Source organism: Chlorobium sp., from assembly GCF_021740465.1.
In the GTDB taxonomy this organism is placed as follows: Bacteria; Bacteroidota; Chlorobiia; order Chlorobiales; family Chlorobiaceae; genus Chlorobium.
In genome coordinates, this window is record NZ_JAIOZR010000003.1 from 33,660 (window position 1) to 58,309 (window position 24,650).

General features: G+C 52.6%; 25 protein-coding genes and 1 tRNA gene. 20 read left to right on the forward strand and 6 right to left on the reverse strand.

Going from position 1 to position 24,650, the window contains the following annotated elements:
• Positions 1–79 precede the first annotated feature (79 nt).
• From hisC to K9G39_RS02045, 3 genes are all read left to right on the forward strand, one after another.
• Entirely contained in the window at positions 80–1,198 is a 1,119-nt protein-coding gene (hisC, locus tag K9G39_RS02035) for a histidinol-phosphate transaminase (RefSeq protein WP_292003263.1), read from the forward strand.
• A complete protein-coding gene (locus K9G39_RS02040) occupies positions 1,149–1,688 on the forward strand; it encodes an RNA methyltransferase (protein WP_292003264.1) in 540 nt (179 codons plus the stop codon). Before hisC ends, K9G39_RS02040 begins: the two co-directional genes overlap by 50 nt.
• 65 nt (positions 1,689–1,753) lie before the next feature.
• Positions 1,754–2,590 (forward strand): alpha/beta hydrolase, encoded by an 837-nt coding sequence (locus K9G39_RS02045; RefSeq protein WP_292003265.1) that lies wholly within the window; start codon positions 1,754–1,756, stop codon positions 2,588–2,590.
• On the opposite strand, the gene pth is transcribed toward K9G39_RS02045, so the two are convergent.
• Positions 2,587–3,159 carry an aminoacyl-tRNA hydrolase gene (gene pth, locus K9G39_RS02050; RefSeq protein ID WP_292003266.1) on the reverse strand — a complete coding sequence of 191 codons (573 nt, stop codon included), beginning with the start codon at positions 3,157–3,159 and terminating at the stop codon, positions 2,587–2,589. The genes K9G39_RS02045 and pth overlap by 4 nt on opposite strands.
• An 86-nt stretch (positions 3,160–3,245) precedes the next feature.
• Positions 3,246–5,330, reverse strand: coding sequence for a sodium-translocating pyrophosphatase (locus tag K9G39_RS02055; RefSeq protein WP_292003267.1), 2,085 nt, complete (start codon positions 5,328–5,330; stop codon positions 3,246–3,248).
• 445 nt (positions 5,331–5,775) lie between these two features.
• Between K9G39_RS02055 and K9G39_RS02060 the strand changes: the two genes are divergently transcribed.
• The 4 genes from K9G39_RS02060 (at position 5,776) to K9G39_RS02075 (ending at position 9,996) form a co-directional block, all read left to right on the forward strand.
• Complete coding sequence (locus tag K9G39_RS02060; protein ID WP_292003268.1) at positions 5,776–8,262, forward strand: sodium-translocating pyrophosphatase; 2,487 nt, start codon at positions 5,776–5,778, stop codon at positions 8,260–8,262.
• A 103-nt stretch (positions 8,263–8,365) separates the two neighbouring features.
• Entirely contained in the window at positions 8,366–8,689 is a 324-nt protein-coding gene (locus K9G39_RS02065) for a helix-hairpin-helix domain-containing protein (RefSeq protein ID WP_292003269.1), read from the forward strand.
• On the forward strand, positions 8,686–9,594 hold the full coding sequence (locus tag K9G39_RS02070; RefSeq protein ID WP_292003270.1) for a DUF1848 domain-containing protein: 909 nt from the start codon (positions 8,686–8,688) through the stop codon (positions 9,592–9,594). The genes K9G39_RS02065 and K9G39_RS02070 overlap by 4 nt, the downstream gene beginning before the upstream one ends.
• 180 nt (positions 9,595–9,774) lie before the next feature.
• Positions 9,775–9,996, forward strand: a complete 222-nt coding sequence (locus K9G39_RS02075; protein WP_292003271.1) for a DUF2188 domain-containing protein — start codon at positions 9,775–9,777, stop codon at positions 9,994–9,996.
• A gap of 60 nt (positions 9,997–10,056) precedes the next feature.
• Here K9G39_RS02075 and K9G39_RS02080 read toward each other — a convergent pair whose 3' ends face one another.
• Positions 10,057–10,332: a metal/formaldehyde-sensitive transcriptional repressor gene (locus K9G39_RS02080; protein WP_292003272.1), complete on the reverse strand. Its 276-nt coding sequence runs from the start codon at positions 10,330–10,332 to the stop codon at positions 10,057–10,059.
• Between the two features lie 78 nt (positions 10,333–10,410).
• Here K9G39_RS02080 and dmeF point away from each other — a divergent pair, with 78 nt between their 5' ends.
• Together dmeF and K9G39_RS02090 are read left to right on the forward strand one after the other, a co-directional pair.
• Positions 10,411–11,319: a CDF family Co(II)/Ni(II) efflux transporter DmeF gene (gene dmeF / locus K9G39_RS02085; RefSeq protein ID WP_292003273.1), complete on the forward strand. Its 909-nt coding sequence runs from the start codon at positions 10,411–10,413 to the stop codon at positions 11,317–11,319.
• Positions 11,320–11,412: 93 nt separating this feature from the next.
• Positions 11,413–12,294: an SDR family oxidoreductase gene (locus K9G39_RS02090; RefSeq protein WP_292003274.1), complete on the forward strand. Its 882-nt coding sequence runs from the start codon at positions 11,413–11,415 to the stop codon at positions 12,292–12,294.
• A gap of 41 nt (positions 12,295–12,335) precedes the next feature.
• Here the strand turns inward: K9G39_RS02090 and K9G39_RS02095 are convergent, their stop codons facing one another.
• The gene (locus tag K9G39_RS02095) at positions 12,336–13,367 is read right to left on the reverse strand and encodes an endonuclease/exonuclease/phosphatase family protein (protein WP_292003275.1); all 1,032 of its coding nucleotides are present in this window, start codon (positions 13,365–13,367) and stop codon (positions 12,336–12,338) included.
• Positions 13,368–13,479: 112 nt separating this feature from the next.
• Between K9G39_RS02095 and K9G39_RS02100 the strand changes: the two genes are divergently transcribed.
• The 11 genes from K9G39_RS02100 (at position 13,480) to K9G39_RS02150 (ending at position 22,857) form a co-directional block, all read left to right on the forward strand.
• Positions 13,480–13,905, forward strand: a complete 426-nt coding sequence (locus K9G39_RS02100) for a RidA family protein (protein WP_292003276.1) — start codon at positions 13,480–13,482, stop codon at positions 13,903–13,905.
• A 90-nt stretch (positions 13,906–13,995) separates the two neighbouring features.
• The gene (gene purC, locus K9G39_RS02105) at positions 13,996–14,706 is read left to right on the forward strand and encodes a phosphoribosylaminoimidazolesuccinocarboxamide synthase (protein ID WP_292003277.1); all 711 of its coding nucleotides are present in this window, start codon (positions 13,996–13,998) and stop codon (positions 14,704–14,706) included.
• Between the two features lie 32 nt (positions 14,707–14,738).
• Positions 14,739–15,383, forward strand: a complete 645-nt coding sequence (locus tag K9G39_RS02110; protein ID WP_292003278.1) for a VTT domain-containing protein — start codon at positions 14,739–14,741, stop codon at positions 15,381–15,383.
• A gap of 81 nt (positions 15,384–15,464) precedes the next feature.
• Positions 15,465–16,382 carry a transketolase gene (locus tag K9G39_RS02115; RefSeq protein WP_292003279.1) on the forward strand — a complete coding sequence of 306 codons (918 nt, stop codon included), beginning with the start codon at positions 15,465–15,467 and terminating at the stop codon, positions 16,380–16,382.
• An 8-nt stretch (positions 16,383–16,390) separates the two neighbouring features.
• On the forward strand, positions 16,391–16,942 hold the full coding sequence (rsmD, locus tag K9G39_RS02120) for a 16S rRNA (guanine(966)-N(2))-methyltransferase RsmD (RefSeq protein WP_292003280.1): 552 nt from the start codon (positions 16,391–16,393) through the stop codon (positions 16,940–16,942).
• A complete protein-coding gene (gene coaD, locus K9G39_RS02125; protein WP_292003281.1) occupies positions 16,939–17,448 on the forward strand; it encodes a pantetheine-phosphate adenylyltransferase in 510 nt (169 codons plus the stop codon). Before rsmD ends, coaD begins: the two co-directional genes overlap by 4 nt.
• A gap of 11 nt (positions 17,449–17,459) precedes the next feature.
• The gene (locus K9G39_RS02130; RefSeq protein WP_292003282.1) at positions 17,460–18,668 is read left to right on the forward strand and encodes a pyridoxal phosphate-dependent aminotransferase; all 1,209 of its coding nucleotides are present in this window, start codon (positions 17,460–17,462) and stop codon (positions 18,666–18,668) included.
• Between the two features lie 10 nt (positions 18,669–18,678).
• Positions 18,679–19,440 carry a lysophospholipid acyltransferase family protein gene (locus K9G39_RS02135; RefSeq protein ID WP_292003283.1) on the forward strand — a complete coding sequence of 254 codons (762 nt, stop codon included), beginning with the start codon at positions 18,679–18,681 and terminating at the stop codon, positions 19,438–19,440.
• A gap of 74 nt (positions 19,441–19,514) precedes the next feature.
• Positions 19,515–20,495 (forward strand): PSP1 domain-containing protein, encoded by a 981-nt coding sequence (locus tag K9G39_RS02140; protein ID WP_292003284.1) that lies wholly within the window; start codon positions 19,515–19,517, stop codon positions 20,493–20,495.
• An 89-nt stretch (positions 20,496–20,584) separates the two neighbouring features.
• Positions 20,585–22,735, forward strand: coding sequence for a methionine--tRNA ligase (gene metG, locus K9G39_RS02145; RefSeq protein ID WP_292003367.1), 2,151 nt, complete (start codon positions 20,585–20,587; stop codon positions 22,733–22,735).
• Between the two features lie 46 nt (positions 22,736–22,781).
• A tRNA-Met gene (locus tag K9G39_RS02150) sits at positions 22,782–22,857 on the forward strand.
• A gap of 197 nt (positions 22,858–23,054) precedes the next feature.
• Here the strand turns inward: K9G39_RS02150 and K9G39_RS02155 are convergent.
• Both K9G39_RS02155 and K9G39_RS02160 read right to left on the reverse strand, forming a co-directional pair.
• Complete coding sequence (locus K9G39_RS02155; RefSeq protein ID WP_292003285.1) at positions 23,055–23,507, reverse strand: hypothetical protein; 453 nt, start codon at positions 23,505–23,507, stop codon at positions 23,055–23,057.
• 122 nt (positions 23,508–23,629) lie between these two features.
• Entirely contained in the window at positions 23,630–24,457 is an 828-nt protein-coding gene (locus K9G39_RS02160; RefSeq protein WP_292003286.1) for a caspase family protein, read from the reverse strand.
• Positions 24,458–24,650: the final 193 nt, after the last annotated feature.

Consider the following 24,650-nt stretch of genomic DNA (forward strand, 5'->3'; position numbering starts at 1 on the left):
GCTTTTTTTAGTGAAGCCGGAGAGCGTGCATCGTACCGGTCAGCCGCCTTGTATTGGCCGGTAACAGTAAATAACAGAAATGAAGCGAGATATTCGGGATCTTCTTAATCCTGCATTGCACAATATTGCGGTTTACAAGGTGGAGGGGGGCCAGGAGGCCGAAATCAAGCTCAACCAGAACGAGAGCCCTTTCGATCTGCCGCTGTGGCTGAAGGATGCGGTGCTCGACGAGTTTCGAAAAGAGCCCTGGAACCGTTATCCCGATATCCTGCCGTTCAGGGCCATGGATGCCTATGCGGGTTTTCTCGGAGTGCCGCGTGATTCGGTTATCATGAGCAACGGTTCCAACGAGATGCTCTATACGATTTTTCTGGCCTGTCTCGGACCAGGAAAAAAGATTCTCATTCCCGAGCCGTCGTTTTCACTATACGAAAAAATAGCCCTGCTGCTGCAGGCCGAGATCGTCAGTGTGCCCATGCTTCCGGGCCTCGATTTCGACCCTTCAGCCATCATCAGTAAGGCTGCACAGGAGCAGGTTGATTTTATCGTGCTCTCGACGCCGAACAATCCTACCGGCAAATCGCTTGCCCACAGCGATCTCTGCCGGATTGTCGGAGAGTGCGATGCCATTGTTCTTGTCGATGAAGCCTATATCGAATTTTCTCGGGAACCGTCAGTTATAGGGCTTGTCGCCGAGCATGAAAATCTCATTGTGCTGCGCACCATGTCGAAGGCGCTTGCCCTCGCCGGCATGCGCATCGGTTTCGCCATAGCCAATCCTCTGCTGCTCGGCGAGATAGCAAAGCCGAAAATTCCGTTTTCGTCGAGCCGACTGGCCGAAATTACCCTTCAGCATGTGCTGAAGCATTATTATCTTGTTACCGATGCGGTGGCTTACATTCTCGGCGAGCGCCAGCGACTGTACGGGGAGCTTGAAGGCATTCCGGACGTTGAGGTGCTGGAGAGTGATACGAACTTTCTCATCATCAGGGTGCGTGACGCCCGCGAAGTGTTTCACCGGCTGAGCAGTTCGGGTATTCTTGTCCGCAACGTGTCCGCTTATCCGCTGATGGAAAACTGCCTGCGTTTCAATGTCGGGCTGCGCCTGGAGAATGACAGGCTGCTCGAAAAACTCAAAAACCGGCAGGATGAGCTTCAGGAAGCTGACTGGCGACGAGATGAACCGGCTGAGCCCTGAGCTGTCCGACAACTCGCCCCGGCATCCGGTTTACCTGATGCTGCACAATATCAGGAGCATGTGGAACGTCGGTTCCATGTTCCGTACGGCTGATGCCGCAGGTGTGGAGAAAATGATTATTACCGGTTACACGGCAACCCCTCCGCGCCGGGAGATCGAGAAAACCGCGCTGGGAGCCCAGGAGTGCGTGAAGTGGGAGTACTCGGCCGATCCCGTCGAAGCGGTAGGGCGCCTTAAGGCCGAGGGGGTGAGAATATGCGGTCTGGAGATCGCCGAGCGTAGCCGGCCTTACACCGCGGCGACCATGGCTGATTTTCCTCTCTGTCTGATTGTGGGCAACGAGGTTCAGGGTATCGACGACGAGCTCCTGGCTCATTGCGATGAGGTGTTCGAGATACCGCAGTACGGTACCAAGCACTCACTTAACGTAGCCGTTGCTGCCGGAATTGCGCTTTTCGAACTTGTCAGGGTCGTGCGCGGCGGCATGTAACTTATTAGCCTTTCGCCTTGTTTTTATTAGTCGTATAGTTTGAATGTATTTAAACGTGTTCTTCAATGCTTCATTACAAGACTTATGAACTCCCCGATACCGATGCTCCATGGGTTGTTTTCGTACACGGGGCCGGCGGAAGTTCGTCGATCTGGTTTCTGCAGATCAAGGAGTTCATAAAACATTTCAATGTGCTGCTTGTCGATCTGAGAGGACACGGCAAGTCGAAGCATATGGTCAGTCTCAAGGAGGACCGGCACTACAATTTCGAGGATATAACACGCGACATCATCGAGGTGCTCGATATGCTGAAAATCCGGAAGGCGCATTTCATCGGCATTTCGCTCGGCACCATCCTGATCCGCAATATGAGCGAGATCGCTCCCGAACGGGTCAGTTCGATGATCATGGGAGGAGCTATCATACGGCTGAACGTCAGGGCAAAGGTTCTGGTTGCCCTCGGAAACATGTTCAAGAGGTTTGTTCCCTACATGTGGCTCTACAGCTTTTTTGCCTGGATCATCATGCCCCGCGAGCGGCACAAGAAGTCGCGCCTGCTCTTTGTGAACGAGGCGAAAAAGGTGGCCCAGAAGGAGTTCATGCGCTGGTTCCGTCTTACCTATGAACTGACTCCGCTCCTGAAGTATTTCGAGGAGAAGGATACCGGCATTCCCACCCTCTACCTTATGGGCGATGAGGATCACATGTTTCTGCCGGCGGTTCGTATCATCATTACCCGCCACACAAACTCATGGCTCGAGGTCATCAGTAATTCCGGTCATGTGTGCAATGTCGATCAGCCTCGCGAGTTCAACGACCGTGCCATTACGTTCGTGAAGAAGATGCACCGCTCTTCACGCCGGGAGTGCAGTGTCCGGGTTCCGGAGCTTGCCGCCTGTTAGCCTGCCGGTTTGTTGTAATGGTTCATGGCGTGCTCGATACCGTTGACGGCAAAGTCAAGTGCGGCATCGGCGCATACCGGAATCACTTTTTCCATGGTTTGCTTTTCCTCCTGACTGAATTTTCCCAGCACAAACGATGAGAACGAGGCGAGAGGCTTTTCTTCAAGCCTGATGCCGACCCTCATGCGGGCAAATTCGTCGCTTCCCAGACATTCGATAATATGCTTCAGGCCGTTCTGTCCTCCTGCCGAGCCTTTTGCCCTGAGCCTCAGGGTGCCGGAGGGGAGGTTGAGGTCGTCGGAGATAACCAGGATATCCTGACGCTGAATCTTGAAGAAGTTCATTGCGGCAACCACGGCATGACCCGAGAGGTTCATGTAGGTCATCGGCTTGACGAGCACGATCGCCGTGTTGCGCCAGCGGATTTTCGCGAAGAGGTATTTGCCTTTTCCTGCGGCGAACGGCGTCTGAAACATTTCTGAAAGTCTGTCGAGCACATCGAATCCTACATTGTGCCTGGTTCCCGAATACTTTGATTCCGGATTGCCGAGTCCGATGACAAGTTTCATGATTTCAGGTATTCTGGGCTGAAAGGAAAAAAAAGCGGCCTTCTTTGCAGAAGGCCGCTGGAATGGTACGAAATGTTACCGATTTATCAAAGCAGCGGGGCGATGACAAGGGCAACCACGGCAATGAGTTTCATGAGAATGTTGAGGCTCGGTCCGCTGGTGTCCTTGAGCGGATCGCCCACCGTATCGCCGACGACCGCGGCCTTGTGAGCATCGGATCCCTTGCCGTACACCACGCCGTTGAACTCGATCTTGCCTTCGATCCGTTTTTTCGCGTTGTCCCAGGCGCCGCCGGCGTTCGACTGGAATATAGCCATCAGCACGCCCGAAGAGGTCACACCGGCGAGCAGGCCGCCGAGCATATCCTTTGAAATGAAGCCTACCACAACCGGTACCAGCACGCCCATAAGGCCGGGAAGGATCATCTCCCTGATTGCCGCCTTGGTGGAGATGTCGACGCAGTGCGCGAACTCGGCTTCCGCCGTGCCTTCCCGCAGGCCGGGAATTTCCCTGAACTGACGACCTACCTCGTTGATCATGTCGGATGCCGCACGACCTACGGCGCCCATGGCCATGGCGCTGAAAACGAAGGGCAGCATGGCTCCGATGAGCAGGCCGGCCATGATGATGGGCTCGGAGATGTCAAGCGAGGTGACATGGGCCTGCTGACGGTATGCGGCAAAGAGGGCAAGTGCGGTCAGCGCGGCGCTGCCGATGGCAAAGCCTTTGCCGATGGCGGCCGTGGTGTTGCCGACGGCATCGAGCTTGTCGGTTCTTTCGCGGACTTCCGCCGGAAGTCCGGCCATTTCAGCAATGCCGCCGGCGTTGTCTGAAATCGGTCCGTAGGCATCGACGGCAAGCTGGATGCCTGTTACGGAAAGCATGCCGAGAGCGGCGATGGCGATGCCGTAGAGTCCTGCATAGTAGTGGGATGCCACGATAGCCGCGGAGAGCACGAGCACCGGAAGGCCGGTTGACATCATGCCGATACCAAGTCCGGAGATGATGGTCGTCGCCGCGCCGGTGAGGCTCTGACGGGCAATCTCGATAACCGGTTTGTTGTCCGTCGAACAGTAGTACTCGGTGATCATGCCGATCAGCACGCCGGCCACAAGACCGATGATGACGGCAAAGAAAATGTTCAGCGACGTGTAGGTGAAGCCGTCGACCGTCCAGCTTGCGGGAAGGAAGTAATCGATGATGAAGTAGCTGAGCACGGCCATGATGATGGATGCGCCGAACTCGCCCATGTTGAGTCCGGTCTGGGGATTGCCTCCCTCCTTGACCTTCACGAAGAACGAACCGACGATCGAGACGAGAATGCCTACCGCGGCGATGATGAGCGGAAGGGTTACGCCGATGACCGGATTGACTCCCATGGTGTTGAATACCGGAACGAACGCGGCGCCGAGCACCATGGTACCGATGATCGCGCCCACATAGCTTTCGAACAGGTCGGCGCCCATACCGGCCACGTCGCCGACGTTGTCGCCGACGTTATCGGCAATGGTTGCAGGGTTGCGCGGATCGTCTTCGGGAATGCCTTCGTACACCTTGCCGGCAAGATCGGCTCCGACGTCGGCGGCTTTGGTGTAAATGCCTCCGCCTACACGGGCAAAGAGCGCGATGGAGGATGCTCCGAGCGAAAAGCCCGAGATCAGGTTGATGACTTCACTGACCTGTGTCAGGGCAGGGAACATCTGCGAATAGATGATAAAGAGCGTCGAGAGGCCGAGAATGCCGAGTCCGACTACGGAAAGGCCCATCACCAGACCGCCGGAAAAGGCGATGTTGAGCGCCTGGGCGAGCCCGGTGCGTGCGGCGTTCGTGGTGCGCACGTTGGCCTTGGTGGCCACCTTCATGCCGAAAAATCCGGCAAGCGCCGAACAGAGTGCGCCAACAACAAAGCTTACGGCGATAATCGGGGAGGTGCCCTCTCTTCCGCTGTTGGCGAAGCCGAGAAGAATGGCCACGGAGATGACGAAAATAACAAGAACCTTGTACTCCCTTTTCAGGAACGCGAGTGCGCCGTCGGCGATGTGCCCGGCGATTTTGGACATTTTTTCAGTGCCTTCGGGCTGTTTGGAAATCCAGGAGGCTTTGAAAAAAGCATAGATCAATGCAAGAACACCACTAACAGGAATTGCATAGAGGATGGTTTGATTTTCCATGTTTTTTATTGTTGAAATTGCTTGAAACCTTGGAACAGAAAGAGGCAAGAACGTGACTTTCAGGCCTGCGGGAAAGCCCTTCGGTGCAGTCAGGTGAATCCGCGGAATGCGGCGATGCTGTGGGTATGTAATATGACATGATAAATCATAACAATCATTAAAGTTACTATTTATTAAGGGGAGTTCAAAGCATTTACTTGTATGTGTGCCGCTCCCTTTTGCCTTGCCCCCGTCAGGGGAAACACGGCGGCCATTGATTGTCGAAGGGGGCCTGAATCCGGGGCGGAGGGAATCCCGTTGATTACGTTAAAATCGGGTACGGTTTATTAGAGATTTATGAAAAAAATGGCAATTTTAGGTTTCCTGTTTTCAACGGGATGTTCCTTCTCATGTTACTTGCTGGTAAAACATTTCTTTTAAAAGAATAACAGTACAACAACGTACAATGAAAAAACCTTTCAATGTCGTAAGGAAGGCTGGAGCCGCATCGGTTTCGGCTTTTCTGGGGGTCTTGCTGCATGCGCCAAAAGCGATGGCAAGCGAGGCCGATCTGGTATTGCCGGATTTACACTCGGTACCTTTTCTGGGTGGTATTCCCGGTGACACGCTCCTTTTGTGGGGCCTTGCTATCTGTCTGTTCGGTATGGTTTTCGGAGCCATTCAGTACATGGGCATCAGAAAGCTTCCTGTTCACAGCGCCATGCGCGAGATCAGCGAACTGATCTATGCCACCTGTAAAACCTACCTCATCACCCAGGGCAAGTTTATTCTCGTTCTCTGGGTGCTTATCGGGGCCATCATTGTCGCCTACTTCGGCTGGCTGCGCCAGATGGAGACCGTAAAGGTGCTTTCCATTCTTCTTGCAAGTCTTATCGGTATTCTCGGAAGTTACACGGTTGCCTGGTTCGGCATGAGGATCAACACCTTCGCCAACTCGAGGACCGCGTTTGCAAGTCTCGGCGGAAAACCCTTCCCGACCTATGCCATTCCGCTCAGGGCCGGCATGAGCATCGGTATGCTGCTTATCAGCATCGAGCTTTTCGTCATGCTTGTCATTCTTCTCTTTGTGCCTGCCGACTTTGCCGGACCATGCTTTATCGGGTTCGCCATCGGTGAGTCTCTCGGTGCGTCGGTGCTCCGCATTGCCGGCGGCATCTTCACCAAGATTGCCGATATCGGTTCAGATCTCATGAAAATCGTCTTCAAAATCAAGGAAGATGACGCCCGTAACCCCGGCGTCATTGCCGACTGTGCCGGCGACAATGCCGGAGACTCTGTCGGTCCCACGGCAGACGGTTTCGAAACCTACGGCGTAACCGGCGTAGCACTCATCTCCTTTATTCTGCTGGCCATCAAGGCTCCTGAAGTACAGATCATGCTGCTTGTCTGGATCTTCGCCATGCGTCTGGTCATGATTCTTGCCAGTGCATTCTCTTACTGGGCCAATGACGCCATCGCCAAGATGAAATACAGCAATGCCGACGAGATGAACTTTGAAAAGCCGCTGATCACCCTGGTCTGGCTTACTTCCATTGTCTCGATCATTCTTACCTACATCGCATCCTACTACCTGATCAGTACGCTCGGCGACGGCACCATGTGGTGGAAGCTCGCTTCAATCATCACCTGCGGCACTATTGCCGGCGCCCTTATTCCTGAACTGGTGAACCGTTTTACCTCCACCGAGTGCGCCCATGTCCGTAACGTCGTACAGTGCTCCAAAGAGGGAGGTGCTGCATTGAACATTCTTTCCGGTCTTGTCGCCGGAAACTTCAGCGCCTACTGGATGGGTCTTGCCATTGTTGTTCTGATGGCCGGTGCCTATGGTCTCAGTACTCTCGGACTCAGTACTCTGGGTCTGACTCCCGAGCTGATTGCCGCACAGGGGATCCTTACCGTCGGACTTGACAAGGTGATCATGCTGGCTCCTTCCGTTTTCGCTTTCGGTCTTGTGGCTTTCGGTTTCCTCAGCATGGGACCGGTCACCATCGCGGTCGACTCCTATGGCCCGGTTACCGACAACGCACAGTCGGTCTATGAGCTTTCGCTCATCGAAACGCTCCCGAACATCAAACAGAGCATCCAGAGCGAATTCGGATTCCAGCCTGATTTCACCAATGCGAAAAGATACCTTGAAGCCAACGACGGTGCAGGCAACACCTTCAAGGCGACCGCCAAGCCGGTGCTGATCGGTACCGCCGTGGTGGGTTCGACGACCATGATCTTCTCGATCATCATGATTCTGACCAGCGGCCTTGCCGATTCGGCGGCCATTGCAAAGCTGTCGATTCTTTCACCGCCGTTCCTGCTCGGTCTCATGATGGGCGGTGCGGTGATCTACTGGTTCACCGGCGCATCGATCAATGCCGTGACCACAGGCGCCTACTATGCCGTCGAGTTCATCAAGAAGAACATCAGGCTTGACAGCGGAGCTGAAAAAGCATCCGTAGAGGACAGCAAGAAGGTTGTGGAAATCTGCACGAAGTTTGCGCAGAAAGGCATGGTCAATCTCTTTCTGACCGTATTTTTCACTACGCTTGCTTTCGCCTGTCTCGATTCGTTCTTCTTTATCGGCTACCTGATCTCGATCGCGCTGTTCGGTCTCTACCAGGCGATCTTCATGGCCAATGCCGGCGGCGCGTGGGACAATGCGAAAAAACTTGTTGAAACCGAACTCAACGCCAAAGGCACCGAGTTGCATGATGCATCCATTGTTGGTGATACGGTCGGCGATCCCTTCAAGGACACCTCTTCGGTTGCCCTCAATCCGATCATCAAGTTCACCACGCTCTTCGGACTGCTTGCCATCGAGCTTGCCATCGAGCTTGCTCCCCAGCTCGCGCTCTCCCTGGCAGCAGTATTCTTTGCGCTCTCTCTGGTTTTCGTGCACCGCTCCTTCTTTTCGATGAGGATCAAGGTGGACGAACACTGAAGAACAGCTTTTTCCGGTAGTGCCGAAGCCGGAAAACGGCCTTTTCGGGCAAGTGAGCCGCCACAGTGCGGCTCCTTTTTTTAACCGGTAACCATTTAATCGAGTGAACCCGTCAAAAGTAGTACGTGATCGACTCGGAAAGCTGACCGATCTGCCGAACATCGGTAAAGCCGTCGCCAAAGATCTCAACCTGATCGGTGTTTTCGAGCCGGGACAGCTTCAGGGGCGCTGTCCTCTTGAGATGTACCGTGATCTCTGCGAGGCGACGGACACTCTCCAGGACCCCTGCGTGATCGATGTCTTTATGTCGGTGACGAGCTTCATGAGCGGTAACGATGCGCTGCCCTGGTGGAGCTTTACTGCAGAGCGCAAGCGCCTGCTCGCCGGGACTCCCGGGCATCAGGGGGCCAGGAAAGCGGGCTCATGATTATCAGCGCCAGTCGGAGAACCGATATTCCCGCCTTTTACGGCCGCTGGCTGCTGAACCGGCTGAAAGCCGGCGAAGTGATGGTGCGCAATCCCATGCAGTCGAAGCAGGTGAGCCGTATTATCCTTAAGCCTGAACATATCGATGCTCTGGTGTTCTGGACCAAAAACCCCGAGCCGTTTCTCCCAATTCTGCCGGAAATCGACGCCATGGGTTACTCCGGTTATTTTCTTTTTACCCTTACCCCTTATGATCTCCGGCTGGAACCGGGCGTACCTCCCGTAGAGGAGCGTATCCGGGTTTTCAGAAAACTTTCCGCCCTTGCCGGCAGGGAACGGGTGGTTTGGCGGTACGATCCGGTGATCCTGACCGAAACCATGGGCGCAGCATGGCACGCATCTTCATTCGCGATTCTTGCCGAGGCACTTGCCGGTTATACGGAACGCTGCATCATCAGTTTTCTGGACGATTACCGCAAAATCAGAAACCGCATGCGCGATATCGGCTATGTCAATATTGGTAAGGAGGAGATGGCGGATATTGCCGGAAGGTTTGCCGGAACCGCAAAATCGTTCGACATCGCACTCTTCACCTGCAGTCAGGATATCGATCTTTCGCATTGTGGCATCAGGCACAGCAGCTGCGTCGACGTTGAGCTGATCGGGCGCATAAGCGGAAGGAGCCGGGGTGGAAACGGAAAAGACCGGAGCCAGCGCAGAGCGTGCGGCTGTGCCGAAAGCCGTGATATAGGCAGCTATGACACCTGCATGCACGGTTGCCTATACTGTTACGCGGTATCTAACCCTCAAAAGGTCTTGTCAGGAGCTGCCGCGCTCTATGATCCTGATTATCCGATGCTTTGCGACAGGCTTCGCGGTGATGAATCCATTACCGTGCCCCCATAGTCAGGCGTGTTTTCCCTGAAGAGTTCATCGGTCAATCCGATAGTTTCCGCCTGAAACCGATAGGCGCAAAAAGGCAAAATGCTTCTCCAGGGGAATCCTCTGTTTGAAAAGAAAGGATTTTTGCGTATATATGACGTATGAAAGCGGCTAATTTGTTTTGAAAAAAGTGCAATGATATCCATGATCGGTAGTGATAACAAGCAGGACAGAACGGTATATTTTCGAGAAGATGGTTTGTGGGTGAATCAGTTGAACGGTACTCCCTGGACATCGACCCTGCATCCTACCAAAGAGGATGCGCTGTGTTCGGCAAGAGAGTGGCTGTTGAGGGGAGGCGGGGGAGATTTGACGCTGCTCGCTCTCGACGGTACGGTAGAAAGACAGGAGCGACTTCTGCTTTAAAGCGTTCCCGATGTTCTCTGCTGCCGAACGGTTTTCCGGAAGTTTTATTTTCCTTATGTGTTATCGGGTGTATGACCGAAGCACAGAAACAACCTGTTCCACATCCTTATTCCTTTGCTCTTCATCGAGATCTCCCGAAACAAGATGATCCCGGATATGACCTTCAAGCACCTCGATCATCAATCCTGAAACCGCTCCTCTGATTGCAGCAATCTGCTGCAGGATGCCGGAGCACTCCGTACCAGCCTCCAGCGCTTTTTCCAGCGCTTCGGTCTGACCTTTGATCCTGCGGATTCTGGTCAGCAACTTTTTTTTATCCTTTCTGGTATGTGGCATTGCTTTCGTCAGGTGATTATTCTATACTGGAGTATAGTATATTAAATATGCCTGTTTTGAAAGTTTTTTTACCGGGATATGCAGCATACCCATCTTTTTCATGAAGGGAATCCGAATAGCGAAAGAAATACCCGTCTTGCCGTTGTTCTGACGTCTGCAGCAATGTTAGCCGAGATTGCAGGAGGATTGGTGTTCAATTCGATGGCCCTGCTTGCCGACGGCTGGCACATGAGTTCCCATGTGCTTGCTCTCGGCCTTTCGGCAGCCGCATACAGGGCCTCCCGATACTTTGCCCGTGATGTGCGCTTTGCGTTCGGTACCTGGAAAATCGAGGTACTCAGCGGTTATACCAGTGCCGTTTTTCTGCTCTTTATAGCTTTTCTGATGTTTTATGAGTCCTTCAGGCGCCTGCTTGCTCCTGTTCCTATACAGTATGACCAGGCAATTTTCGTCGCTGTTGCGGGTCTTGCCGTCAATCTGGCATGTGCATGGCTGCTCAGGGAGGGTCACATGCACACGCACTCTCCAGGTGGGGCTCATGGACACGAGCCGCACCATCATGACCTTAATCTGCGTTCGGCCTATATTCATGTGCTTACCGATGCGGTTACTTCACTGTTTGCCCTTGTCGCTCTTTTCGGCGGAAAATTCTGGCGGCTCGGCCAGCTTGACCCGCTGATGGGAATTGCCGGTTCGGCGGTGGTGGCGGTATGGGGCTGGGGTCTTCTGCGCGACAGCGCAAGGGTGCTGCTCGATGCCGAGATGGATGCACCGGTGGTGGAGGATGTACGGGCGGTTATTGCCGCGGATGGCACGGGGGCGGAAATAACCGATCTTCATGTCTGGCGTGTGGGCGGGGGGAAATACGCCTGTATTCTTTCTCTCGGTGTTGACCGGGATGTCGATCCGGACTATTACAAACGGATTCTTGCGGTCCATGAGGAGCTGGCTCATATTACCGTTGAAGTGAACCGGAAGGTGAAATGAGCGTCTGAGAGAACCAATATCCGTCAGGAACGGTTGATGATTAAAGCGTCAGAATGAATATGAACAGTGGCCTGATAACAACATAAGCTTCCTGTGAAAAAAGTACTTGTTGCCGGGGGGTCGGGTTATATTGGAAGGTATGCCGCCAAAGAGTTCAAAGAACGGGGTTACGGCGTGCGCCTCCTGGTGCGGAATCCCGAAAAAATCAAAACGGCGGGGGAACACGGTGAGCCGCAGATTCACGATCTTGTCGACGAAATCGTGACCGGTGATGTGACCCGGCCTGAAACGCTTGAAGGCCTGTGCAAAGGTGTCGATATCGTATTTTCGTCGCTTGGCATGACCCGCCCGGATTTCAGGCATAGCAGTTTTGATATCGATTACGAGGGGAACCGGAGGATTCTTGAGCGCGCACTTGCTGCCGGAGTGAAGAAATTCATCTACATTTCGGTGTTCAATGCTGAAAAAATGATGGATATATCCAATATCCGGGCTCATGAACAGTTTGTCGAAGAGTTGCGCAATTCCGGTATCGATTATACGGTGATCCGTCCGACCGGCTATTTTTCCGATATGGGGCAGTTCATTAATATGGTGAATTCGGGATTCATGGTGCTCATTGGTGATGGCGACAAACGATCCAATCCGATTCATGGGGCCGATCTTGCCAAAATCTGCGTAGATGCGGCCGAAAGTCCTGAAAAAGAGATCGATGCCGGCGGACCAGATATTTATTCTTTCCGGGAGGTTGCCGAACTTGCCGCGCGGATTGCTGGTCGCGTACCGGTTACCGTCCCGATCCCTCTGTGGATCGGCGATCTGCTTCTTGTCTTTGCACGCTTCATCAATCGCGATATTGCAGATATCATCGCTTTCGCCCTGTCGGTAAGCAGGATCGACAGCGTGGCCCCCCGGAAGGGGACTCGTCATCTCGAAGATTACTTTGTGGCACTGGCCTCAAAAGGTTCCGCCTGAGGGATGCTGCGCCTTTTCTCATTTGGAAAAAGGAGCCTTCTTCAGTCCGCTTCCAGGGTGACCTTCAGAAGCAGCGGCAGGTGGTCGGAGTACCCCCCTTTGAATTTCCCTTTGTAGTAGGTCGAGTAGGGTCTGTTTCCGGATCTATCGAGCATGTCCGGAAAATAAAAGCAGCGGAACGGCCGATCCGGTACCGAGAGGCCTTTTTTATCCAGCATGCCGCATGAGAGCAGTATCTGATCGATCCGTTCCCAGCGGTTCCGGTAGGAGTAGCTGCCGATGCCGCCGTAGCCGCTCCAGCAGTTGTAGAGAAGCGAGCTGCAGGCCGAGAGGACTTTTTCTCCGTCCCCCGACGAACCCAGTACCTGCCTCAGGGAGCGGTTTTCCGGTTCGTCGTTGAAATCGCCCATAACGATGAAGTCGGCTTTTGTGTCTGTCCTGCGAAGGCTGTCGGCAATATGCCGGGCGACCCTTGCCGCAGCAATGCGTTTCTGTTCGCTCCACTCCCTGTCGAAAGCGCGTGAAGGCCAGTGGTTGAGCATGACATGGAACGCATGACCGTATGCAGTGAAACCGGCCACGACGATATGGCGGGTTGGTTTGTCGTTGTCGATGGGTACCCGGTAAGCTTTCGATGAGGTCAGCCGTACACTTCGGGGGTTATAGGCCAGGCCGATGTCGATGCCGCGTGGATCGGCCGACTCGTAGTAGATAGTTTTATAGTCGGCAGTGCCGGTTTTTCGGAGCGAACCGGTAAATACCCCTCGATTTTCCGTTTCAGCAAAGGCCAGGATATCAGGATAGCGGCGATAATCCGGAGAGGCTTGAATGGTATCGAGCACACGGCGTATACGAAGCTGTTTTAGCTGGAGTTTTTTTTCTGTCCATTCCATGCGGCCTTTAGGGGTGAACTCGTCATCTTCGGACGACGGGTCGTTGCTGGTGTCAAAAAGGTTTTCAATATTCCACCACATAAGCAGGAGTGAGTGAGGGCTTTCCGCTGCGGCATGTGGGCTCAGGAATGGCGCCAGCTGTACCGAAAAGAGGAAAATGCAGAAGAGGGTTTTCTTCATAATCGCTTATCTTTGCAAGATTTTTTCTTTACTATTGTAAAATGTAGGTCTATTCAGGTTTTTTTTTGCGTTATCATTCAGGTTTTCTCTATCCATTGATCCAGATAACAGTATGACTCACAAGTCGGATGTCAAGAAGCAGGCAAAGGATATTCTTGAAGAGGCTCTTGACAGGGAAGCCGTTATTGTACTGGCAAGAATTTCCGAAGAGATGCAGCTGCTTTTCCAGGCTCATCCCGAGCCGGCAGAGAGCGATGTAGAGCGGATCGTGACCGGTTTCTTTCTGGAAAAAGGCAAATCCGAAGAGTTTATCGAGGACTGGATCATGACTTCACGCGAGTATGGCCTAACGAGGGGACTATGCGGAAGCGATCTTCCGAGGGCAATGCTTTCGGATCTCGGTGTGTTCAGGTTCATGAGCTTTCTCAAGGACAAGGGTCTGACCGATGAGCAGATCACCATCGTACTGACCGGAGCGGTCCAGCAGGCGGCTTCAGGCCACGAAAACCCGGAAAACGAAAACGGAAAGCAGGCCTGAAGGGCGGGAAGAATCAGGTGGTTTTTGGCAAAGGAACCGTTCCGGGTGGGGGCGTTTCCGGTAATTATTTTTCTATTCAACCAAAGGGGTATGCAAAAGACAACACTGCTGCATGAGGGCAAGGCGAAAAAAGTTTTTCTGACCGAAGAGAGCGACCTTGTCATACAGGAATTCAAGGACGATGCTACGGCGTTCAATAACAAGAAAAAAGGCACTATTGCCGACAAGGGCGTCGTCAACAACGCCATTTCCTGCAAACTCTTTACCCTGCTTGAAGCGCACGGGGTCAAGACCCATCTTGTCGAAAAGCTTTCGGAGCGAGACATGCTGTGCCGAAGGCTCGATATAATCAAGGTTGAGGTTGTTGTGCGCAACATCGCCGCCGGGTCGCTGGTAAAGCGGTACGGATTCACTGAAGGCACGGTGCTTGACGTGCCTATTGTCGAGTTTTATCTGAAGAACGACGATCTCGATGATCCTCTCATGAACGAATCTCATGCTGTTGCCCTCGGTGTGGCAACCTATGAGGAGCTTTCGGTGCTCAGAAAACAGGCTGAAGCCATCAATCTGGTACTCAGGGAGTTTTTTGCCCAGAGAAAGCTCAAGCTGGTCGATTTCAAGCTGGAATTCGGACGCCATCACGACAAAATTCTTCTCGGTGATGAAATAAGCCCCGACACCTGCAGATTCTGGGACCTCGATACCAACGAGAAAATGGACAAGGACCGTTTTCGCTTCGATCTTGGCGGCGTTGAAGATGCATACAGCGAAGTGCAGAGAAGAGTGCTTGAGCTCGACTGACTGAATTCATACAGAGAGACCCGGATAAATTCATGCTTGATTCGGTAATTGCTTATCTGCAGCATGCGGATCCCGTTGCAGTCTATCTGTTTCTGTTTTGCATCGCTTTTTTCGAAAACGTCATACCGCCGATACCCGGTGATGTGCCTGTGGCCTTCATCGGGTATCTGATCCATTACACCGCCATCTCTTTTCCTGCAGCACTTTTTTCAGCATCACTGGGCTCGACGGCCGGCTTCATGCTCATTTTCCTCCTGAGCCGTCATTTCGGTATGAAAATCTATTCGGAAGATGGCGGTGCAGTGCAGCACCGGCTCGCGAAAAGTGTGCACCGGTTTTTTCCGCCTTCCGACATGGAGCTGCTTCGCAGCAGGTTTTCCACCCACGGTTATCTTGCCGTACTGGTTAACCGCTTTCTTTTCGGATCACGGGCTGTTATTTCAGTCATGGCCGGTCTGATGCACCTGAAAATTCCCTTCGTGCTTCTTGCCGTAGCCACAAGCGCTACCCTTTGGAATGTTCTTCTGCTTTATGGCGGTCTCCTGTTGGGCAGAAACTGGCAGGAGATCGGCCGTTATGCAGCCGTCTACAGTATTCCTGTTTCCGTTCTTTTTCTCGGTTTTCTTTTTTTCTCGCTGTGGAGGTTTCTGCGGGAAAGAAAACCGGGAGGCGAGTGAATTTTTTTTATTATTTATGCCCCGGGCCCGTTAACTTCAGGTTCAGGTTCGTTAATTCCCAAGAATGTTGCTCTGATAACAATGGCAAAAGATTTAGCTCTGTATCCGGCTGACAAAAAAGGCGAGCTTCTCGAGCTTGCTTCCACCGAAGATCTTAAAACCATGGCCACACAGGTACGCAGGGACATCATCAGGATGCTTGCCATAGCCAATTCCGGTCATACGGGGGGCTCGCTCGGCATGGCCGATATTTTTACTGCGCTCTATTTCAGGCTGCTTCGGCAGAATCCCCATGGTTTCTGGGAGCATGACGACGAGGATATGGTTTTTCTTTCCAATGGCCACATCGCCCCGGTCTGGTACAGTGTGCTTGCCCGTGCAGGATATTTTCCTCTCGCTGAACTCGCTTCGCTCCGGCAGGTCAACTCCTATCTTCAGGGGCATCCGACCTCCGAGGCCCGGCTGCCCGGAATCAGGATCGCATCGGGTTCGCTCGGCCAGGGGCTATCAGCTGCCGTGGGCGCTGCGCTGGGCAACCGCATAGACGGCCGCCGGAACAGGGTGTTCTGTCTCATGGGAGACGGGGAGTGTCAGGAGGGGCAGATATGGGAAGCCGCCATGAGCGCCGCGCATTACGGGCTCGGCAATCTGATCGGAGTCGTCGATTACAATAATGCGCAGATCGACGGTGAGGTACAGAAGATTATGAATATCGAGCCGTTCGCCGATAAATGGAGGGCTTTTGGCTGGGAGGTGTTCAGCTGCGACGGCAATGATATCGATGCCTTTATCGCAGTCGTCGAGCGGATTCTTGAGATGAACGACCGCAAAAAGCCTTCGGTCGTGCTTGCCAAAACCCTGATGGGCAAGGGTGTGCCTTTCTTTGAGGGGACGATGGCAGATGGATCGAATTGGCACGGAAAGCCTCCATCAAAGGATGATGCCAACAGAGCTCTTGAGCTGCTCGGTGAAACCCGGTTCGGCGATTTTCCGGTCTGAGGTTTTTCGTGCAGATTCTTGCCGGAACATACCGGGGCCACAAACTAACAAGCACTCCATCGCGCGATATTCGCCCCTGCAGCAGCAGGGTTAAAAAGTCGTTGTTCGATACGCTTGCCGTACGGATTGATTTTGAAGGGATTGCCGTGCTCGATCTCTTTGCCGGATTCGGCAATATGGGTTTTGAGGCTCTGAGCAGGGGTGCCGGGTTCGTCAGCTTTGTGGATCGCAACCCGCAAGCCCTTACATCCATGCAGGTTACGGCCTCCCGGTTTGGCGTATCCGATGATGTTGCCATAGTCCGCTCTGATGTGACGGTGTTTCTCGATCGAACCGAGGAGCCTTTCGATCTCGTTTTCTGTGATCCGCCCTACAGCTGGCCGGATTATGATCGCCTCATCGAGCGGATAGCCGGAAACGGAATGCTTGTCGATGAAGGCCTGCTTCTTGTGGAGCACCAGGCCGATCTGGATTTTCACGATTCGCCGTATTACCTGATGCATAAGGACTACGGCATGACAAGGGTAACTTTTTTTCAGCATCACGAGGGTTCTTCATGACACAGAAAGCTATTTATCCCGGAACGTTCGATCCCTTTACAAACGGGCATCTCGATGTACTCGAGCGGGCTCTGAATATTTTTCAGGAGGTTGTTGTGGTCATAGCTGAAAACAGCCAGAAAAAAACCCTCTTCAGTGTCGAAGAGCGCTTCGCGATGATCCGGGAAATCATCGAGGAATATCCGGCCGTAAGCGTGGAGGTGCTTCATGACGGTCTGCTTGCCGATTATGCCCGCCAGAAAGGCGCCCGGGCCATCATCAGGGGGGTACGGCAGGTCAAGGATTTCGAGTACGAATTCCAGATATCCCTCCTGAATCGCCATCTTTACCCGGAAGTGACCACGGTGTTTCTGATGCCTAACGTCAAGTACACCTATGTGGCTTCTTCGATAATCAGGGAGGTTGCCATGCTCGGGGGAGATGTCAGTAAATTTGTACATCCATCTGTGCTCGAGAGCCTTCACCGAAAACTTGACGAATCAAAAAAACATAAACCCAAGAATTAAGAACTAAACAAATGTCTACCAATAATATTCCCGGTCATCAGTACCTCACCCGTCGGGTGCTCAGCATGCAGGAGTCGCAGACCATGCGCATTACCGCTCTTGCCAATAAAATGAAGGCTGAAGGGAAGGATATCGTAAGTCTTTCTGCCGGTGAACCGGATTTTCCGACACCCGATCATGTCAATCAGGCAGGAATCGACGCAATCCGATCGGGATTTACCCGTTATACGGCAAATTCCGGTATTTCTGAGCTGAAAAAGGCCATTCAGGAGAAATTCCGTCGCGACAACGGTCTCGAGTTTCAGGAAAACGAGATCATTGTAAGCAACGGTGGCAAGCAGACCCTCGCCAACACCTTTCTTGCGCTTTGTCAGGAGGGTGATGAGGTTATCGTACCGGCTCCTTTCTGGGTGAGCTTTCCCGAGATGGTGCGCCTGGCCGGAGCCGACCCGGTTATCGTGCACACTACACTGGAGAGTGAGTACAAGATGACGCCGGACCAGCTCGAAAGGGCCATTACGCCGAAAACAAGGATCCTTGTGCTCAATTCACCCTCCAATCCTACTGGATCGGTTTACAGTGAAGCCGAGGTACGGGCACTCATGAAGGTGGTCGAAGGCAGAAATATATTTGTCGTCTCTGATGAGATGTACGACATGATTGTTTACGGAGATGTCCGTCCGTTCTCCCCGGCACGTATTCCTGAAATGAAGGATTGGGTTATCGTCAGCAACGGCGTCTCGAAAACCTACGCCATGACCGGCTGGAGAATCGGTTATCTTGCCGGACCGAAATGGCTGATCGACGCCTGCGACAAGATCCAGTCCCAGACCACTTCGAACCCGAACGCCATTGCCCAGAAAGCCGCCGTTGCGGCACTTTCCGGCGACCAGAGTATTGTCGAAGAACGGCGCCGCGAATTCGAAAAACGGCGAGACTACATGTACGAAGCGCTCAACAGTATCCCGGGGTTCAGAACCGCCATGCCCCAGGGCGCATTTTATATTTTTCCCTCTATTGCAGGAGTGCTCGGCAAAACCTTCAATGGCATGCTCATGAAGGATTCGGCAGACGTCGCCGAATATCTGCTCAGGGATCACTTTGTTGCAACGGTTCCCGGAGATGCGTTCGGAGCTCCGGAAAACCTGCGCCTTTCCTATGCGGCTTCGATTACGGCGCTTGAAGAAGCGGTTAACCGTATCAGAAAAGCCTTTCAGTAAGGGGCGGCGGATGTTGAAGGTCCGTCGAAGCCGGCTCCATACCATCTGGTTCGGGTGGTATTCACGCCGGCAGTTCAGACGATATTTTAATACGCTCCGTGTTTTCATGGACCCCGGAGTGCCGGAGATGGATACCGGCATTCCGGTTGTGTTTTACTGTAACCACGCATACTGGTGGGATGGCTTCTGGTCGCAGCTCTGCACCGAAGAGTTTTTCCGGCAGAACCTCCATATCATCATCGAATACCCGCAGCTGAACCGGCATCGTTTTTTCACACGTCTCGGAGCTTTTTCCATAGATCGCACCAATGCGAGAAGTGCGCTAAGGAGTCTCGACTATGCCGCCGGGCTCCTGACAGCCCCTTCAAAAAGCCAGAATGCACTCTGGCTTTTTCCTCAGGGACGTATCGAACATGTAGATCGGCGCCCGCTTTTTTTCTTTAAAGGAACTGCCGGTATCGTTTCGCGTGTTCTTCACAGAAAGAGTGCCCTTTACCTTGTTTCAGTTGTCAGCAGGATTGAATATCTTGAAGAACAGAAACCCGAACTGCTGCTTTCCTTCAGACCGCCGCTTCTGGTTACTTCCGCCGATTGCCCCTCTCCGGGCGAACTTACCTCGATGATGCGGCAGACTACGGAAGATCATCTCGACGGCCTGAAAGCCCTGGTCATGAACCGTTCTCTCGATGAGAGCCGGATTGTGATTCATGGCCGAGAATCGATCAACAGAAAAGTGGAACGGTACAGAAGGCTGTTCGGTATCGGGAGATGATGATTCCGGCAAGGCGAGCCGGCTTGAAGGTGGGAGAACCGCATTGAAATAGCGAATTTAATTCATCTGTTGTTATGAGTAATGTTATCTGCAGTTGCCTGCTTGGTGAAAACGCAAAAGTAAGGCTCCGGTTGTCGCAGCTGCTGCACAGCGAAATCGCGGAGATATACGGACAGGATCCGGATGAAGCGGGAACCCTCTATATCTGTGAAGTGGAGCTTCAGGGTTGCCGAAGAGAGTTTTTCAATAATCCGGAGGGTATCGTCCTTTGTGTGGGCCAGCAGGTTATCGTTGCTACGGATGGCGGTTACGATTATGGCATTGTGTATTCAACCGGCCTGATCGCCCTGAAAAAACTGAAACTCAAAGGACTTGACAAGCCGGGAACCGAGCGGCTTGATATAATGCGCCTTGCCGACGAGCAGGATTCGCTGGTTATTGCCGAACTGCAGCGACGCAAGGATGAGATTCGCGACGTCTGTACCGCCAAGGTTAAAAAACATGATCTCGACCTGAAACTTGTCGATGTCGAGCTTCGTATGGATCAGCAGAAACTTTCCGTCTATTACACGTCTGCCCATCGGGTCGATTTTCGTTCACTGGTGCGCGATCTGGCCGGTGAATTCAAGGCAAGAATCCAGATGGTGCAGATTACAACTCGCGAGGAAGCTCGACGTGCAAATTCATTCGGGCCATGCGGCTGCCTGCTCTGCTGTTCGAGCTGGCTGCCGAAAATACATGCAAACCCATTTGCCGACAAGTCGCAGTATCCCGACAACAACTGCAGCGACACTCACGCTTTCAACATTACCGGTATCTGTAACCGTCCGAAATGCTGTCTGGGTTATTCAAAACATGACCGGTCACATGCACAGGTTTCCGGGCTTCCTCCTTCGGTGCCGCCTGTGGGCAGCAAGGTTTCAACACCATCGGGCGATGCCGTAATCGAAAGTGTCGATATGCAAAAAAAACTGGTTCTGCTTCGCTATATCAGGAACGACCAGAAACGGAAAATTCCTTTCGACAAGTGTCGTACCCTTTTCGTAAAAAAATAACTGTAACCCCGTAAACCGGCAGTATTGCGGTTTTCCTCAAGAACGGGATTCCCTGATCTGCCGTTTTCTGTATTTTTTTTCTATCCATGATGCATCCCGTTAAAAGAACTCTCGTCACTACGGCCCTTCCATACGCAAACGGCCCGGTACACCTTGGCCATCTGGCTGGGGTTTATCTACCGGCGGATATCTATGTTCGCTATAAAAGGCTCAAGGGGGAAGATGTCATTCATATAGGCGGCTCCGATGAGCATGGCGTGCCTATTACCATAACGGCGGAAAAAGAGGGGATTTCACCCCAGGATGTGGTTGACCGGTACCATCGAATGAACCACGACGCTTTCCGTAAATGCGGCATCTCTTTCGATTATTACGGCAGAACTTCTTCGGTCGGACATCATGAAACCGCGAAAGAGTTTTTCCTTGAAATCGAGAAAAAGGGGATTTTTCGCCGAAAAACCGAAAAGCAGTTTTTCGACGTTGAAGCCAATCGTTTTCTTTCAGACCGCTATGTTACCGGAACCTGTCCCATCTGCGGCAATCCGGAGGCCAACGGTGATCAGTGCGAACAGTGTGGTACCCATCTGAGTCCGACGGAGCTCCTGAATCCGAAGAGCAAGCTTTCCAATGCAACGCCCGAGCTGCGTGACACCATGCACTGGTTTTTCCCGCTGGGAAGGTTTCAGGAAGCGCTCGAAGAATATGTGGATACGCATGACTCGCAAAAAATCTCTCCTGAGAGTTTCGAAAAAGAGCAGTATAGTGTGTGGCGCCCTAACGTTGTGAATTATACTCGTACCTGGCTGAAACAGGGACTGAGCGACCGGGCGATCACCCGGGACCTCAGCTGGGGTATCGAACTACCGATATCAGATCGCGAAGCTCAGGGGAAGGTACTCTATGTATGGTTCGATGCCGTTCTTGGCTATATTTCATTCACCCGTCAGTGGGCGGCTCAGGTAGGCGATGAAAGCCTCTGGAGAGCGTATTGGCAGGATCCGGAGTCGAGAATCGTAAATTTTATCGGCAAGGATAACGTCGTGTTTCATACCCTCATGTTTCCTGCTATCCTGATGGCATGGAACGAGGGACGCGAAAATGGTATCTACAATCTGGCCGATAACGTTCCTGCATCGGAATTCATGAACTTCGAAGGCCGGAAATTCTCTAAATCGAGGAACTATGCGGTCTATCTCGGAGAGTTTCTTGAGAAATTTCCAGCAGACACGCTTCGTTACAGCATTGCCATGAACTATCCTGAAAACAAGGATACCGATTTCAGCTGGCAGGATTTTCAGAACCGGACCAATGGCGAGCTGGCCGATACGCTCGGCAATTTCATTAAACGGTCAGTTGATTTTACCAATTCACGATTCGAGGGTGTCGTGCCTCATGCCTGCAGCGATGAAGAGTGGAATACACTCGGTATCGAATGGCATGAAACCCTGGGAAAACTTGACCAGGCCTTCGAACAGTGTCATTTCAGGGAAGCCGTTTCGCTCGGTATGGAGATCGCCAGGGCTGCAAACCGCTTTCTCACCGAGTCCGAACCCTGGAAAGTTATAAAAACCGATCCTGCAGCCGCAGCCAGAACCATGGCGCTTTCCCTCAATCTCTGTCAGGCACTTTCCGTCGCGCTTTATCCTGTAATTCCTGATACCGCAGGCCGAATCCGTTCCATGCTGGGGCTCGAAGGCTCAATCGAAGAGACCATCGTATGCGGGCAGTCGCTTTTCTCCGGATTGCTCTCTCCACAGCTCCAACAGGGACACCGTATCAGGAAACAGTCCGAAATTCTCTTTACCAAGATCGAGGATGCCGATATAGAGCCTGAACTGAAAAAAATCGAGCGACTGCTTGCCGAGACAGAAAAACGTGAGGCCGGAGCCGCTCTGGAACGCCTGACGTTCAAGCCTGAAATCAGCTTTGATGATTTTCAGAAGGTTGACCTGCGGGCGGCAACGGTGCTTTCGGCCGAAAAGGTCAAAAAAGCCGGAAAACTGCTGAAGCTGCAGCTCAAGGTCGGCCCGGAGACCCGCCAGGTGCTTGCCGGAGTGGCCGAGCACTACAGCCCGGAGGAGATGGTCGGCAAACAGGTAGTTCTGGTGGCCAATCTTGCCGAACGCACCATCAGGGGAGAGGTTTCACAGGGCATGATTCTCGCCGTAGAGGGTCAGGAGGGGAAGCTTTTTCTGCTTGAACCGTCGGGAAACGACATAAACGGGAATCAGATACAATAATTATTTGCAAATGTAATATTTTTGCTTACATTAAGAGTACAAACACCGTGGGGTGGAGCAATTGGTAGCTCGTCGGGCTCATAACCCGAAGGTTGCAGGTTCAAGTCCTGTCCCCACCACCAAAAAAGCCGCACATGCAAAAACGTGCGGCTTTTTTATTGTCTGCTTTACTTCTCCCTGATCCGCCTCCACGCCCTTGTCTTCGCCGTTCATTTGCAGAAAGCGGCATCTGTATGCATGCCTTTTCAGGAGCGGAGAAAACGGCAAAGCCCCGGAACTTTGCCGGGGCTTCATGGAAAGGGGATTGCCATCGAAGGATTCATTCTTCCGGTTGCAGGGGAAGGGTGACCTGTTCCTTTATCATTTCCTCGATGTTGTTTGCCGGGATGAAAAACCGGTTGAGCGGAGTGCTTTCTGTGGCATTGTGCAGAATGCCCCGAGCCGTGCTGGCGGTCAGTGTGGCCAGATGTCCGGCAAAATTTTTCGGGAGTACGAACAGCCCGTTATCGTTGTTGGTGAAGAGTCCCCATGAATCCGGATCGAAAGCGAAAATGCAGCCTGTTTCAATAGTGATGAACGGCATGTCGTCCTGGAGAAAAACATTTTTGAAAAGTACCTTGAGCAACTTTTGTTTGTTGTCAATACCAAAGTTCAGCCCGGCATTGATTTTAACCGGTTTGTTTTCTTCTATGATTTCCGGAGAGAGATCGATCTGTTCGGTAATGATTTTAACAAGGGCAAAGTTCACCCTTTTCTTGGTAGTGTCTGGCATGGATGTTTCGTGCATGGGTTGAGAAAACAAATAGCGACCGCTTGAGGATTTATCGAAAGAACGTCACCAAGATAGAGAATTTTCAGAAAAAAAGCACCGGTTCATTCTGTGCGGCATTGCCCTTATGAGCCACTTGGGGAGGTTTTTCTTGCATCGTTGCACTCAAGCTGAGGAATCTGGGTATATCGGCCGTATTTCAGGGCAGTACGGATGTTTTTCAGCACCAGTTCCCTTGTCTTTGTGTTGCCTGATGCCCGGATCTCACGACAGAGGAAATAGGTGAAGGCACCGTGCCAGCCTCCCTCGATCAGGGCATCCGCACTGGTCTGATCAGCCTGGCAGCCGGCCCAGAGAATGTGTTGGATGTTTTCATTTTCGGGAAGAAGGTCGCGAAGGCCGCGAGGTTTCAGCGCCTCTATTTGAAGAAACGCCTCGATAGAGGGCGGTGAGAGGTAACGGGGTTTTCGTTCGGCCGCGAAATCGACAGCCCTCAATCCGGTTCCGCTGTGACAGGTATCGAAAAACGCTTCAAGGGTGACCTGTGCCGGAAGATCGGCAAAGAGACGGTTCAGTTCGTCATCGGTAATGATATGTTCGGCATGCCACTGTCCGTCGTTCTCTCTGAGATCGTACGGGCAGAAGGCTTCATCGGCAAGGTCGGGTTCATCATTGCCGGTATCGGGCACCTGGGTGCCGTGGCTGGAAAAGCTGAAAACAAGATAATCGTATTTTCCTGCAATGGCACCCTCGACCATCTCCCGAAGCTTGGCCATAATGTTCTGTTTTGTTGCCTTCGAGTCGGTCAGGGTAGTCACCTTCTTCGCGCTGAAACCGAAGTGCTCCGTCAGAAGCTTTTTCATTTCGTGTGCATCATTGACGCACCCGTTGAGTGTTGCCGAGGGGTAGTTGCGGAATCGGTTTATCCCTACGCATAAAGCTTTTTTTGCCATGTGGTTTCTATGGGAGTTGTGTTGCATACAGCTTGATGTTCGCAATCGCTCCAGGCCTTTTTGGGACTGAAGGGAAGTTTACGCATTTCATGATGAAATAAAAAAATGAAGAGCCCTCTGCAATGGGTATCTCATGTTCGGCCCAATGCCGCCTTCAGGAAACGAGGGGGGTTGGTAAACAAGGCCTGGATGG